The sequence below is a fragment of the Cardiobacteriaceae bacterium TAE3-ERU3 genome (genome assembly GCA_019218315.1).
Lineage (GTDB): Bacteria > Pseudomonadota > Gammaproteobacteria > Cardiobacteriales > Cardiobacteriaceae > JAHUUI01.
In genome coordinates this window covers 595,326-609,851 of the sequence record JAHUUI010000001.1, presented here as the reverse complement: position 1 = coordinate 609,851, position 14,526 = coordinate 595,326, and the positions used below count along the sequence as shown (strand labels likewise).

The following is a 14,526-nucleotide window of genomic DNA, read 5'->3' as shown; positions in this document are numbered from 1 at the left end:
AAATATCCATGCAACACAATCCATTTATCATGCGGCAAGATTGTCACTTGAACAAAACACATGATTGTCGAAATCCTTGTTTTCCTCTGCGTTAATCTCGCTGCGCTGGCTTATCTTTACCGCGGTACCCTCGCGCCGTTGCACCATCGCCGCTTGCAAGTTGTGCAGCAAAATCTCGTTATTAGCCATCATGTTTGCGGTATACGCCTGCCCTTTGCCAAGCGTATTCGTAATGTCAGCGGTTTTCGCAGTCAATCAACACAGATTGGCGGCAACTACGCTTACGGCACAATACTCTGCCAGCGCACAAATAAAAAACCGCACAAAATCCACCATAACCTACCTTCTGAACAAGATTTACACCATGTGGTAAACCGGCTTAATAGCGCCCTCGGCAGTAATCAGCCCGTTACCGTAGCGCTCAATAATCCGGGTCACACCGTTATGCGCCTGTTTATTGCTGCAATAGTCACTGCCATCGCACTGGGTACAGCAATCAGCCTGCCGCCACTCGACGAGACACAACAGCAGCTTGCACACGTGCTCACCACCACAGTGGCCTGCTTCGCTACCTTTGCCATGCTCTCCATTGCTACACGCTGGACACGCCTGACCCTCAAGCGCCAACCCAATGGCAAAGTGCACGCCACCATCCAAGACGTCATCTTCGGCTTTATTCCCCTACGCCGTTGGCAAATAGATGGTGTTACTGGCGCGCAAACCCTCGTCTTGCCACGGCCAAGCAATCCGACCTCTTTACTGATTTTGAATGATGGCAGTGGTCATCCATACCCGCTTGCCGATGCCGCTTACGCTATCGAGAGCAGCCAGCATACCGCTGCAACCATTCGCCAGTTCATTGCTGAACCACACGGCCGTCGCGTCTTACATATCTATCGTCCATCGCTATTACGATTCCTACTTTCAGCTGTTATTGCGGTTGCCTCTCTCAGTGCCGTTCTACTCGCTATCTACCAGCCAACCACGCTGCTCCAATTTTTAACTGGCAACATCGTTGTTTCTGTACTAAAAGCCGTTTTGCTCATCGCACTAATATTTGCCACACAACTGCTGGTGCGTATTTACCTGATCGAGCCACAAACGCATCAACTACTTACCCTTGATGCCCGCAATCCAACAGCAACATTCACCCTACAAACCTGGCTCTACCGCAAACCACTTGGCACACCCGTTCATATCGATAATATTACCGCGCTCACCAGCAATACCGGCGAGCACAGCTTGGCCATTACCCGGCAAAATGGGCATACGCAGGAACAGGATATTCCAGCAGAAAATAATGAGGAATTTCGTCGTATTGCCAACCTTTTACGACGCACATTGGATAACCGCAGCAATCTCACCTTACGCCTCAACCTGCCCAACGACAACATCCTGCCCGCTGTCGCCGCATTGGTTATTAGCAGTGCGCTGCTCGCGGCGCTCAGCCAATTCCACTTCGCCGCAATCAAATACAGCCTTGGTACCTATCTCGCTGTGCCGCTTATTCTGATGACGGTCGCATTTATCATTTATAACTGCACTACTCGTCGCATAATTATCCTCAAGCGCCATACAGCACAACGCGCTGACGCGCACATCCTCACCACGGCACTTTTCAATACTACGCTTGACCATTGGCAACTAAGCGACATAAGCAAAGCGAGTACACACACCACCATCAACAGCACATCCGACATTCAAGACAGCGAAACTATCACCACCCACCTCTACTTGCACCAGCACAACGGCAACATCACCCGCGTACAAAGCAACCACGAAGGCACACCCGGCAGCCCCAACCACACCGAACAACTCGCCGCCCGTCTCAACGCATGGCTACAACAAGCCGATAATGCCAAACCATTTATCATCAACAATCCGCAAAGCCGCCTGATCCCGTGTATCGCGCTGCTTACGACTTATTTATTACTCTGCACATTGATATTGTGGCTGCTGATATAAAGCGGATCATTTTTCAGCTACAATCGTTCATTAATATTTCTATTTATATAATTTGGAGAGCCGACATAAAAAAAATCACCATCAGCCTGATGCTTATCCTTACAGCGATGAGCACTGCACAAGCCGAAGAGAATAACTGCTTCACCCTATTGGAAAAAATGAAAGAATATGCTGCTGCCTCAGGTGACCAAGATGCTGCAGATGAAGTTGATATTGACGGTTTCAGAGAAGAATGGAACAACATGAGCACAGAAGAACACCAGAAAGCCAATGCCGAATGCGCAGAACTCATGAAATTAATGCGGTTAAATTGATGCGACCATATCGCTCAAAAATTCATTGACAGAAAAAGCCGCCAGCTCTGTTCAAACTGGCGGCTTTTTCTTGGCTAAATCCAACGTAGTTAAATCAGCCAATCATATCCAAAAACAGGCGCATCACCCGACCATCATCGCTCAATTCAGGGTGAAATGAGCAGGCGAGGATATTGCCTTGGCGTACCAGTACCGGATTGTTTTTTTCCACTTCGGCGAGCACCTCCACATCATCAGCGAGCAACTCACTGACATACGGCGCACGAATAAACACCGCAGGAAATGGTGCATCCATATCCTTGATTGCCAAGTCCGCCTGATAGCTACTCACTTGCCGACCCGATGCATTGCGGCGTACGCGAATAGCGATTAAATCAAGGTGCGGTTGGCTTTGCCCCTCGATTTCCGAGGCAAGCAAAATCATGCCCGCGCAAGTGCCGAATAGCGCTTTGCCACTGGCAGCAAAAGTGCGAATCGCGTCGATAAAGCCGTATTCAACCATCAGCTTGCCGATGGCGGTGCTTTCACCGCCCGGCAGCACCAGCGCGTCAAGGTCGGCGAGTTGTGCAACCTGCTTGACCGCTACCGCCTGCGCACCGAGCGCAGTGATCTGCGCCATGTGCTCGCTAACCGCACCTTGCAGCGCAAGAACACCAATGCGGTATTGTGCGTAATCAGACATTACCAACCGCGCTCTTGCATACGTTCTTCCGTGCGCAACGTGGCAATATCAATACCGCGCATCGGTTCACCGAGGTCGGCAGAGAGGCGACCAATCAAGTCGTAGTCCTGATAATGCGTGGTTGCTTCGACAATCGCACGCGCAAATTTTTCCGGTGTATCGGATTTGAACACGCCCGAACCGACAAACACGCCATCTGCGCCCAGTTCCATCATCAGCGCTGCATCAGCTGGCGTTGCAACACCGCCGGCGGCAAAATTGACCACTGGCAGCTTGCCCAGTCGTTTGATTTCACGCAGCAGTTCGAACGGTGCGCCGAGGTTCTTGGCTTCGGTCATCAGTTCGTCGTCGAGCATCCCGACCACTTTGCGGATTTGTGCGTTAACCTTACGGATGTGGCGTACGGCTTCAACGATGTTGCCTGTGCCCGGCTCACCCTTGGTACGCAACATCGCCGCACCTTCACCGATGCGGCGCAGCGCCTCGCCCAAATCACGACAACCGCAAACAAACGGCACGGTAAACTCGCTTTTAAGCAGGTGAAATTCTTCATCAGCCGGGGTCAGTACTTCGCTTTCGTCGATGTAGTCCACGCCCATCGCTTCCAGCACGCGTGCCTCGGTAATATGGCCGATACGCGCTTTTGCCATCACCGGAATCGATACCGCGTCCATCACTTCTTTAACGATATTCGGGTTCGCCATCCGCGCCACGCCACCGGCAGCACGAATGTCCGACGGCACGCGTTCCAGCGCCATTACTGCCACGGCGCCTGCCGCTTCGGCAATCCGCGCCTGCTCGGCATTGACCACGTCCATAATCACGCCGCCCTTTTGCATCTGCGCCATACCGCGCTTGACCGTATCGTTACCGGTTTGCTTTTCCATTTAAATATCCTTTGGGGTTGTTTGTTTTGAGAAGCGGCATTGTCCGCTAAACAGGTATCATTAAAAGCACCAATTTTGCTAAACTTGATGGGGTCAGATTGCCGCCACCACTAACCAACCGTGAAACACCTCATTCTCAAGCTCGACAAGACTCAAGCCACACCGCTTTATTTGCAGCTTTACCAGCAAATAAAGCAGGAAATTTATGCCGGTACATTGCGCGTCGGGCAACGCTTGCCGTCCAAGCGCTATATGGCGGATTACCTCGCCATCAGCCGCAACACGGTCGAATCCGCCTACGCTCAGCTACTCGCCGAAGGCTACATTGAAGCCAAACCGCGCAGCGGCTTTTTCGTCTGCTTTGACGGCGAACAAGTCTTCGCGCAAAGCCAACCCATACCCGCACCACAGCCAGCGGCCAACACAAAACCCGCATACCGCTACGACCTCAATCCCAACCTGATCGACACCAGCCTGTTTCCGTTCAGTGCATGGAAAAAAGGACTGAAAAACCTGCTCAACCAACGCCACCGCGACCTGCTCTGCCTTGGCGACAAACAAGGCGAAGCGGTATTGCGCGAGCAAATCCGCCAATACCTGCACACCTCGCGCGGTGTTCATTGCAGCGCCGAACAAATCATCATCACTGCCGGTGTCGAAAGCGGCATGAGCCAGCTCATCCTACTCTTTGCCCACCATCATCCACATGCGCAACTCACTTACGCGATGGAAGAACACGGCTACCCCGTCGTCGAACACTTGCTTAGCGCCTCGGGCAAAAGCGTGGTCAAACTGCCGCTGCTCGACGCGCACCAGAAAATCGACTTTTCTCTGCTCGGGCAAAGCAACGCTGACATCCTTTACGTTACCCCGTCGCACCAATACCCTTACGCCACCGTGCTGCCAATCAAAGAGCGTCACCAATTGCTCGACTGGGCGCACGCCAAAGCCGGACGTTACATTATCGAGGACGACTACGACAGTGAATTCCGCTATCAGGGCAAGCCGGTACCATCCCTGCAACATCTCGACCAGCACGGCCACGTAATCTACCTCGGCTCGTTTTCCAAACTGCTGATGCCGTCGCTGCGCATCACCTTTATGGTCTTGCCACCCGCGTTGTTGCCCACCTACCAACGTGTGTGCAGCGTGTTTAACTGCAACGTCTCGCGCATCGACCAGCATCTCATCGCCGACTTCATGCACAGCGGCGAATTTGAAAAACACATCTACCGTATGCGCGCCGCCTACCGCAAAAAAATGGAACAACTGTGCCTGCTTTTGCAGCCATACAGCGAGCACCTGCGCTACCACGGCGAAGCCTCGGGCTTTTACCTGCTCATCGAACTGCGCAACGAATCACGCAGCACCCACGAACTCGAAGCCCTTGCCGCTCAAGCATCAATCAAGCTCTATCCGGTCAAAAACCACCGCGGCCTGCCGCTGTTCTCGCTCGGCTTCGGTCATCTCACCAGCGAGGAATTACACGATGCCGTGCTACTATTAATGCAGGCGTGGAACTATCAAAAAAATACAGCGCCATAAAAATGGCGCTGTATTCCCCAAAGTATGTCATAAAGCTACCAACGATATTTGGCGCCTAACCAGAATTGCCGCCCGGGCAAATAGGTTTGGTAATAGGTATTGCCATAGTCGTAGCTTTCTTTTTGTACTTTGATGACTGTGTTAAATACATTCAGTGCAGTCAAGTTCACGGATAACTCATGTTCGTTGGTAAACTTTTTCTTCCATTCAAACAGCCAATCAACGGTAAAGTGGTTGGGGTATTTCACTTCCTCATATTTGGCAACTATGCCGTTATATCCGCCGCATGCCGCAATTTTTGCCGAGCAACGTATACCCGAGAGAGAGGTCTCGCGATAACCGGATTGGTAATTCAGTCGCTGTGACCAATTTAATCCGATGCTTGGGAAATGCGTATCCAAACGTGCATAAGCCAACCACGGTTGATTGAATCGGGTTGCCGGCGTTTCTTCAATCGGTTTCAGTTCATCCTTGACGATGACTTTTTGAACGTCGTAATCGCCCCAAGTGCGCTGGGTATAATCACTGCCGGTCTGATTAGTAGTGGTTTTCTGATAGCTTGCACCAATAGACCAATTTAAATCCACCCATTTCATCTTTATTGGCTCAATATTATTGAGCTTCAAACTAAAATTATTAGAGCGATGCTCACCTTCATTCACCAACCAGCGTTCTTGTGGGTTCGCCTGATAGTCTATTTTACTCATCAGCTGTTTTTTGCTATGCCTGTTTATCCATTCAAAACGCCACAGGGTATTTGCCATTTCATGTGATAGCCCGAGTGCAATTTCATCGCTATAAGGCGTGGTTAGGCCTTTATTTTTGTAAGCAACATATTGTGTTGGGGTACCTAAACTCCAGCCATCTGCATATTCCCAGCGAGAAAAATTATCATGAAATGTGTAGGCAGAGCGCAATTTATAATCAATGAGACCACTTGCATAATAGCGGTTTAATCCCAAGCTAAAATGGGTACGGTCTTTAGCTTGCAAATCGTAATCCATATAAAATCTTGGTGCGATATTCACTTCTTTGGTGAACTGCGCATAATCAAGACGTACACCCGGGCGGAAAGTAAAACCATGCCATTTAATATTATCCTCAAGGTACAACGCTGTACGATTGTGCGAAACTTGGGCATTAACAGGATAATAAAGGGACTTTGAAGTAAAAAACTGCTCTCCGGGTATGCAGTCTTCACAATCTCTCAAATCAAATGGTTTAAAGGAATAACCATATGGGCTAGAAGGGTCTTCATAATAAGAACCAGTTTTCGCCCCTGAGTATTGCTGAGCAAGCTTTCCCTGCTTTACTTTCGAGGTATTACGCTCAAAAGACCATCCAACTTTAAAGGTATGCGCTGAGCTAGCAAAAGTGCGGGGTTCAAACTCGATATTTTGCCGAATACCAATGCTTTTCTGCTCCGTGGTACGTTTACCGATTCCACCTTTGGTTGCTTCATCTGTACCGGGGTCTGAAACCCAGTCAATACTTGGTGTTTTGGTATAGCGATAAAGAGTATCTGCATCATATTTGGTCTGGTTTTTATCATTGCGATAGTGCAAAGTTGTCGTACTGTCGCCCCATGGCGTAAAAGACTCCCACGTCAATTCACCCAGCAAACCACCGCCACTTTCGACAAAGCGTCCATCTTTGGCATTATCCAAAAAATACGAGCCAGCATGCGGTGCATAGAGAAGGTTGGCGGAAACAATATTGGCGTCATTTATTACATTTTCATAGCTCAATAAAATATTTTTCGATTTCCTCTCTTGCGTTACCCATCTATCTAAATAGCGTTGTTGCAATGGAATATCGGATTGCTGCCGGTCATAGGAAAATAGCAACGCAGAATGGTCATTAATCGGCTGGTTTAAGGTCAGATTATATTCGTGCTTGATAAATTCGGGCTGGGCAAGCGGTAAATACGCCTGTTCGAAAGCTTCTTGATAATCTCCGTCTAAATGGAACTTCGTCCAGGCAGCACGCGTGGTACGGTAGGAAAGTGAGCCGTAAGCTTTGTCAGCAGTCGGTTTTTTCAATTTGGCATTAACAGCACCACCTGTAAACCCACCAAATTCACTCGACACATTACTCGCATGCACATCTACCTCTTCCAACAGAGAAGGACTCACCCAAAAGGATTGGGCATGCCCACGCGGTAACTCAGAGGGTAAAATTGTCGCTGTATGATCGAAAGGCAGCCTGCCATTCTCACCCATACCAACGGGATTGATGTTGTTATTAATACTTACGCCATTAAGCATCAAATTGTTGTTGTAATATCGCTCACCATAAAAGGACACATTAGCAGGTGCAATTTCCCCCAGCATCTGGCTATTTTTACCATTACTTGAATAGCGTATAGCATTATTTTCTTTCAACAAATCAGTAATATTACGATCAGCACCAACACTAGATTCAATATCTTGCGTGGTTATTTTTTCATTATCATCTGATCTCGTACCAAAAACATCAATCGTATCAAGTTGGATGTCTTGTGCGTAGCCACATGGTGTTGAGCAGTAAAGTACAATAAAAACAGACAGTTTATTGAGTTTCATTCAGTAAGTTTCCCATATTTTATATTATTTTCGAAACGTTATACCATAACATAAAATACATTCTCTACTTCTATTAGAAGTTGCCTGCCTGCAAGGCTACATCAACACACTCTAACTCATCTTATTACTCATCATCACAAGCTCGCGAAAATACACCTCAAATCACACTTACACAAAGCGGAACTGCAATTCCCTGCCATTGTTCATCTGTGCGAGCAGGCTACGGCTCGCTTCGGTGAGTACGCCGATTTTCGGGTAGCCGCCAATGGATTGGGCATCTTTTTGCAGCACAATAGGCTGGCCTTCGCGGGTAATCTGGATTGCGCCAGGTACCAACCCTTCGGAGAGTAATTCACCGTGGTCATAGCTAATCGCGCTGTCGCCTTGCAGGCGTGTGCCCATGCGGTCGCCAGTGCTGACGCGATAGGTTTGTGTGCTGAACAGCTCACGCATTTCCGCGCTAAATTGCTCATATTGGCAAGCGGGAATCACCTCAAGCGTATCGCATTGGTAATCGGGGATGTCTTTTCGCGGCCAGCCTTGCGCTTCGGCCAGCACTTCACCACTGCCGCGCAAAACAGTGCCGGACTGCACTTGTTGTGCGTGTAAATTGAGGCGTGCGGTGCTGCTGCGGCTGCCGAGGATTGGCGCAGCAGCAAAGCCGCCTTTGACCGCAAGATAGGCATAAATGCCACGCTTGGCAAAGCCGAAATCAAGGCGGTCGCCCTGCTTGAGCTGGTGTGCGCAGAAGTTAACCAGCGGTTTGCCGTTCAACATCGGCTGCATGTATGCACCACTGAGCGCAATGGTGACGTCGGCAAGCACTTCGAGCATCAGGCCACCGGGGGCAAATTCGAGTTGCGCGCTGCTGCCGTCGTCACCGAGTAATTGCTGGTTGATGGCAAAAGCGCTTTCATCCATCGGCCCGCTGTGGCTAAAGCCAAGGTGCAGATGGCCGAATCGTCCGGCATCTTGCAGTTGGGTCAGTGGTGCGGTGCGAATCACGCGGAATAGTGCTTTGCTCATTCGTCTGTCCAGTTGGCAAATTCGTCGGCGCTAATGGCACTAAAGCGGACTTTGTCGCCAATATTAAAGCGTGAATACAGGCCACGTTCAGGTGCGTATAGCGTTACCGGTGTACGGCCGATAATCTGCCAGCCGCCGGGTGAGTCAGCAGGGTAAATACCGGTCTGGCGGCCGGCAATGCCAACGCTGCCTTTGGCGACTTTACTGCGCGGGTTGTGATGGCGCGGCGTGGCAATGCGTTCATCCACATAGCCGAGAAACGCAAAGCCGGGGATGAAGCCGAGGCAGCAGACGCTATAACTGTCGGCGGTGTGCTGCGCGATGACCTCATCCACGCTCAGGCCGTGGCTGGCAGCGAGGTCGGCGAGGTCAGGTGCGTATTCAGCGGCGTAGCACACGGGAATGGTGTGGGTCGTGACGCCTTGCTGTGCCTGCACGGGATTGTAGGCGGTGAGGAAATCGTTGCCGCTGTCGCAAATGGCTTGCGCGGGGATGTCACTATCGGCAAAGACCAGCAGCAGGCTACGGTAAGCGGGTACCATATCAATGATGGTCGCAAACTGCGCACGATAATGCCCCATCAACGCGCGCAAAAGCAACGGGTAGTCGTCCTGCGGCGGTTCGGGCAGATACAGCATCACGGCGCGCTCGCCTGCGGCCGTCCAGCTTAATGTGGTCTTTGCGCTACTCACTACGATTCACGCTCTGCTGCGGTTTTCCACTGGCGTATCGCGGCAACCGAGGCAGCGTGATCGCCGTGGATACAGATGGTGCGGGCATTGCTGACGTCGAGTGCAGCGCCATCGATGGCGGTAATACGTGCGTGGCGGGTGATTTCATCGAGTTGTGCGATGATGCGTTCCGCACTGCCATGCAGCGCATCGTCGTACTTGCGGCTGCGCAGCAACCCGCTTGGCTCGTAGCCGCGGTCGGCAAAGACTTCCCACCAAATGCTCAAGCCGTACTCGTCGGCAATGGCTTGCTGTACGTCGTGGCGAGCATTGGTCGGTACCATCAGCGCGAGGTCGGGGCTGTCCGCAACCACGGCACGACAAATGGCGCGAAAAACATCGTCTTTTTGCAACATGTCGTGGTTGAGTGCGCCGTGTGGCTTCACGTAGTAAAGCGGATAAGCAAGCGACAGCGCCATCTCGCTCAATGCGGCAATTTGTGCACTGACCGTCGCTTCAACGCTGTCTGCGTCCATATCGAGTGACAAGCGTCCGAAATTGGCCGGATCAGGATAGCCCGGATGCGCACCGGGCGTGACTTGATGCTGCTTCGCCAGTTCCAGGGTGCGAAGCATGGTATCGCTGTCGCCAGCGTGTGCGCCGCAAGCGATATTGGCGCAGTCGATAAACGGCATGACGAGGCTGTCGTCGCAGCCTTCGCCAACGTCTGCATTGAGTAACCACTTTTTCATTATCTTGCCTCCGTCATGGTCGTCGGTAGCCACGTTACGATTTCAGGGAATAGCCAGATGAGGACGATTGCCAGCATCATCAGGAAGAAAAACGGCATGGTGTAGCGCGCAATCAGCATCAGGTCTTTACCGGTGAGGCTTTGCAGGACGAACAGGTTAAAGCCGACCGGCGGTGTGATTTGCGACATTTCCACGACGATCACCAGATAAATGCCGAACCACAGCGGATCGATGCCCGCGGCCTGTACCATTGGCAGGATGGTCGCCGTGGTGAGCAGGATGACCGAAATACCGTCGAGGAAGCAGCCGAGCAGAATGAACAGCAGAGTCAGCATGACAATCAGCAATCCGACCGATAAATCCATTGCCGCTACGGCTTGTGCCAGCTCGCGCGGCAGGCCGATGAAGCCCATTGCATTGGTGAGTACGGTCGCCGCGACGATGATAAACAGCAACATTGCCGTGGTCTTCACTGCCGCCATCAGGCCATCGCAAAACGTCCGCCACGTCAGGCTGCCTTCGAGCAGGGTCAGTATCAGTGCGCCGACCACACCCAGACCGGATGCCTCGATCGGCGACGCAATACCGGCGTAAATCGAGCCAAGTACCGCGACAATCAGCAAAACAACCGGCAGTAATTTGAATGTGGCGCGCAATTTGTTGTTCTGCGCAGCTTCGGGCGGGTTATCCGGCACGGCATCGGGGTTCAACCAGCAATAAATCATGGTGTAGCCCATGAACAGCACTATCAGCAAAATGCCCGGCAATACCCCCGCCATAAACAGGCGCGATACCGAGACTTCGGCTGCCACGCCGTAAATAATCATCATGATCGACGGCGGAATCAGCAAGCCAAGCGTACCCGAGCCGCCCAATCCGCCGATGGCGTACGATTCGCGGTACCCGAGGCGCTTGAGTTGCGGCAAAGTGATGTTGCCGACTGTAGCGACCGTCGCCGCCGACGAACCTGACACCGCAGCAAAAATGCCGCAGCTCAAAGTATTGACGTGAAACAATTTGCCGGGCAGACGGTTCAGCCATACCGACAGGCCATCAAACAGGTTTTTCGACAGGCCCGAGCGGAACAGTATTTCCCCCATCCAGATGAACATCGGCAGCGGCGCAAGCTTCCAGTCAGCAATCGAACCCCAGGCAATGGTTGCGGTGATATTGCCCCACTGGCTGTTGTCTATCAGCCAATAGCCGCTTACTGCGACCATCAGCAAAGACAACGAAACCCACAAACCCAGCGCCAGAGAGCCAAACAACACAGCGAGTAAAATCAGAGCGATGGTGAGTTGATCCATTAGCAATCCATTATGAAATATCCACGGGGTGCGGCTTTGCCAGCCAGTCTTCTACCGTGGTTGTCAGCATCGACAGGGTGAACAATACGCAGCCAATTGCCATCGGCAATTGCACCAGCCACAGTGGCAGCGGGATTTCGCCGTCGGTGACATCCTGATACTCCCACGACTCGTAAATCAGCATAATGACGAAGTACGACAGCACCGCAAGCATCACCGTCGCAAACAGGCCGATGAGCAATGCCAATGGGCGACGGTACTGGCGCGGCAGGCGGCTGGTAACCAGCTCAACGCGAATATGTCCGCGCGCCTGCATGGTGTAAGGCAGGCCGAGGAAAGTTGCCCATACCACGGCATAACCCATCACATCGCCAGACGAGGGAATGTGGGTATCAAATTGTCGCGCAACGATTTGCGCGACAATCAGGCCGAGAATCAGCAGCATGCTTAATGCTGCTGCAATGCCCGCTGCCGAATATACGCCGTGTAGCGCACGTTTCAGCATACACAGGCGCATTATTTACTGCTGCGGTAGGCTTCGAGAATCGCTGCGCCATCTTCACCCGCAGCCTGCGTCCATTCATCAGCCATATTGTGGCCAACTTCGGTCAAGGCTTCGGTCAGCGCTTCATTGGCATCAGCAACGTTCATCCCATTTTCAGCCAAAATCTGCTCGCTGGCGGCGTTTTTCTCGGCAGACATTTCCCAGCCACGCGCTTCGGCAGCAGCCGCGGCGTCAAGAATTGCCTGCTGTGTCGCTTCATCAAGGCGACGCCAGGTGCGCTCGTTGATAAAAATCATGTTTTTCGGCAACCACGCATTGACGCGGGTGTAGTTATTGACGAAATCCCACGCCTGTGAAGATGCGCCAGTCGCGCTTGAGGTAATCATCGCGTCGATTTGTCCGGTCGAGAATGCCTGTGGAATATCTGAAACTTCGATCGTGGTCGGTGCAGCGTCGAGCTGCGCAGCAATGCCGGAAGTCATCGCGTTATAAGCGCGCATCTTCTTGCCTTTTAGGTCGTCGGCGCTATTGAGTGGCTCTTTAGTGTAGAAGTTCTGCCCCGGCCACGGCGTGGTGTAGAGCAAAATCGCGCCTTTTTCTTTCAGTGCTTCCGTAATATAAGGCTTTGATGCAGCCCACAGCTTTTTCGCATCGTCGTAATTGGTGGCGAGGAACGGCAGGGTATCAACCTGAAAAACCGGATCATCATTGCCGAGGCTGGATACCAGCAATTCACCGAGCTGCACCTGATTCGAGCGTACTGCTTTGAAAATTTCCGGCGCTTTGTATAAAGACGCACCAGAATGCAGGGTGATGTCGATTTCACCATCGGTCGCCTTGTTCACATCATCAATAAACTGCTTGATGTTTTGGGTATGGAATTCCCCGTCCGCATAAGGGGTCGCCATGTTCCATGAAGTGGCGGCAGCAGCGCTACCTGTAGCGAGTGCAACAGCAAGAGCGAGTAATTTCATAATAACCATCCATTATTGACAATAGGGGGTAGTTATTATTCACAAAGTCAAATGCTATGCAAGGCATAATATTAATGATTTATATGCAAATACATACCAAAAATGGATTTTTACACAAAAAAATCATGGTGTTATTTTATAACCGACTCATGCGAATACTTGCCCTGCTGACAATTCCCTCTTGCTTTGACCTTGGGCAACAGCCACGCTGGTATTTTGTAACGGTGACGAGCAATAAGCAGATACAACTACCCACTAACTTGGTGCACGATTGGTAAACCCAAAAATGTTGCCAACCATCGCCAGCCATTTTCACGGTAAATAATACGGAAAGCCGCTATGCCCGCATAAATTTTGCCGTCGTCATCGACGAGATGCAAAATCATCATTGCTTCATCCGTATCAATACCGTATTCAGCCAATAAATCAGGGTGATCCTGTAGTGCTAACGAATGCAAATTGCCTTTGATATTACACGCGCGGATATGCGCCATCCCGCAGCGGCAAATAGGGCATTCAGCATCGTAAAAAATACGATAATTCATGGCCTCACCATTTTGCGAGTAAAGCGGCGTGTTGTTCTTCAATCACAACTTTATTGCACGTCGTGCAGTACGTCTTGCCTTCAACGCGATATTTCAGGCAACAACTGCGCCGCCGTGCATACGCTGCATTTTGCCCATTTTGATGCAATACATGCCATTCAAGCATCGCTCCAAGCTCCGGGCATAAACGCGCAAAAAATTGCTCTGCCGAAGCCATCACTGCCTCACCGTCATGGCGAAAACCTGCCAGTTTTGACCACGGCACCGCCAGCGTCATCGCTGCATTACCAAAAGCAATATCCGGCGACAAGCGATGAATATCGTACATATGGCGTACAAACTGTGTTGCCAGTTCCGAGAGAAAATCATAAGGATCAACGTTTTGATTGGTGTCTTTCGACCAGTGCAGCCGGTGCGGTGCAGCGACCTCAAGCGCCAATCCATTACTTGCGGGCTGCTCACCGAGCAAATACGCCGCCAGCCATGTAGTCAGGGTCGCTTTCATCAGCTTTTTGTGCATCAACGACGCGGCAATCATGCGCCGATTTGTGCCCAATGTGCGCATTTCTGCCATCAGCCATTCGCTGCTGTAGCGCGGTACCGTCATCACATCATTCAGCGCTACTACTGATGCACTATCATCCCTGTACGCAAGCTTGCGCAACTGCGCGATAATTTCATCGCGTTCAGCAGAGAAATAATGATCGACCAAATCAAAAAACATCGCGCTACACATTAAAAACGAACGCGCATTATAACCTTGCGCCGATATAAATAATGAAAGTCCAA

14 protein-coding genes are annotated in these 14,526 nt (G+C 51.2%); 3 read left to right on the top strand and 11 right to left on the bottom strand.

Translation table 11 applies throughout. The features are described from left to right. Positions 1 to 60 precede the first annotated feature (60 nt). Entirely contained in the window at positions 61 to 1,965 is a 1,905-nt protein-coding gene (locus KRX19_02730) for a hypothetical protein (GenBank protein ID MBV7433930.1), read from the top strand. Beyond that, on the top strand, positions 1,950 to 2,279 hold the full coding sequence (locus KRX19_02725) for a hypothetical protein (protein MBV7433929.1): 330 nt from the start codon (positions 1,950 to 1,952) through the stop codon (positions 2,277 to 2,279). The genes KRX19_02730 and KRX19_02725 overlap by 16 nt, the downstream gene beginning before the upstream one ends. A 94-nt stretch (positions 2,280 to 2,373) precedes the next feature. Here the strand turns inward: KRX19_02725 and pdxT are convergent, their stop codons facing one another. Together pdxT and pdxS are read right to left on the bottom strand one after the other, a co-directional pair. Next, positions 2,374 to 2,961, bottom strand: a complete 588-nt coding sequence (gene pdxT, locus KRX19_02720; protein MBV7433928.1) for a pyridoxal 5'-phosphate synthase glutaminase subunit PdxT — start codon at positions 2,959 to 2,961, stop codon at positions 2,374 to 2,376. Next, positions 2,961 to 3,848 (bottom strand): pyridoxal 5'-phosphate synthase lyase subunit PdxS, encoded by an 888-nt coding sequence (gene pdxS, locus KRX19_02715; protein MBV7433927.1) that lies wholly within the window; start codon positions 3,846 to 3,848, stop codon positions 2,961 to 2,963. The genes pdxT and pdxS overlap by 1 nt, the downstream gene beginning before the upstream one ends. 120 nt (positions 3,849 to 3,968) lie before the next feature. Here pdxS and KRX19_02710 point away from each other — a divergent pair, with 120 nt between their 5' ends. After that, complete coding sequence (locus KRX19_02710; protein MBV7433926.1) at positions 3,969 to 5,393, top strand: PLP-dependent aminotransferase family protein; 1,425 nt, start codon at positions 3,969 to 3,971, stop codon at positions 5,391 to 5,393. A 35-nt stretch (positions 5,394 to 5,428) separates the two neighbouring features. Here the strand turns inward: KRX19_02710 and KRX19_02705 are convergent, their stop codons facing one another. The 9 genes from KRX19_02705 to KRX19_02665 all read right to left on the bottom strand — a co-directional run bounded on the left by KRX19_02705 (position 5,429) and on the right by KRX19_02665 (position 14,461). Next, the gene (locus KRX19_02705) at positions 5,429 to 7,957 is read right to left on the bottom strand and encodes a TonB-dependent receptor plug domain-containing protein (GenBank protein ID MBV7433925.1); all 2,529 of its coding nucleotides are present in this window, start codon (positions 7,955 to 7,957) and stop codon (positions 5,429 to 5,431) included. 168 nt (positions 7,958 to 8,125) lie between these two features. Then, the gene (locus tag KRX19_02700; GenBank protein ID MBV7433924.1) at positions 8,126 to 8,983 is read right to left on the bottom strand and encodes a biotin-dependent carboxyltransferase family protein; all 858 of its coding nucleotides are present in this window, start codon (positions 8,981 to 8,983) and stop codon (positions 8,126 to 8,128) included. Then, entirely contained in the window at positions 8,980 to 9,675 is a 696-nt protein-coding gene (gene pxpB / locus KRX19_02695) for a 5-oxoprolinase subunit PxpB (GenBank protein ID MBV7433923.1), read from the bottom strand. Before pxpB ends, KRX19_02700 begins: the two co-directional genes overlap by 4 nt. Then, entirely contained in the window at positions 9,675 to 10,406 is a 732-nt protein-coding gene (locus tag KRX19_02690) for a LamB/YcsF family protein (protein ID MBV7433922.1), read from the bottom strand. Before KRX19_02690 ends, pxpB begins: the two co-directional genes overlap by 1 nt. After that, a complete protein-coding gene (locus tag KRX19_02685; protein MBV7433921.1) occupies positions 10,406 to 11,713 on the bottom strand; it encodes a TRAP transporter large permease subunit in 1,308 nt (435 codons plus the stop codon). Before KRX19_02685 ends, KRX19_02690 begins: the two co-directional genes overlap by 1 nt. Before the next feature lie 10 nt (positions 11,714 to 11,723). Continuing rightward, on the bottom strand, positions 11,724 to 12,230 hold the full coding sequence (locus KRX19_02680; GenBank protein MBV7433920.1) for a TRAP transporter small permease: 507 nt from the start codon (positions 12,228 to 12,230) through the stop codon (positions 11,724 to 11,726). Beyond that, the gene (locus KRX19_02675; protein ID MBV7433919.1) at positions 12,230 to 13,192 is read right to left on the bottom strand and encodes a TRAP transporter substrate-binding protein; all 963 of its coding nucleotides are present in this window, start codon (positions 13,190 to 13,192) and stop codon (positions 12,230 to 12,232) included. Before KRX19_02675 ends, KRX19_02680 begins: the two co-directional genes overlap by 1 nt. A gap of 248 nt (positions 13,193 to 13,440) precedes the next feature. Further along, positions 13,441 to 13,737, bottom strand: a complete 297-nt coding sequence (locus tag KRX19_02670; protein ID MBV7433918.1) for a DUF393 domain-containing protein — start codon at positions 13,735 to 13,737, stop codon at positions 13,441 to 13,443. 4 nt (positions 13,738 to 13,741) lie between these two features. Further along, entirely contained in the window at positions 13,742 to 14,461 is a 720-nt protein-coding gene (locus KRX19_02665) for a (2Fe-2S)-binding protein (GenBank protein ID MBV7433917.1), read from the bottom strand. Positions 14,462 to 14,526 lie beyond the last annotated feature (65 nt).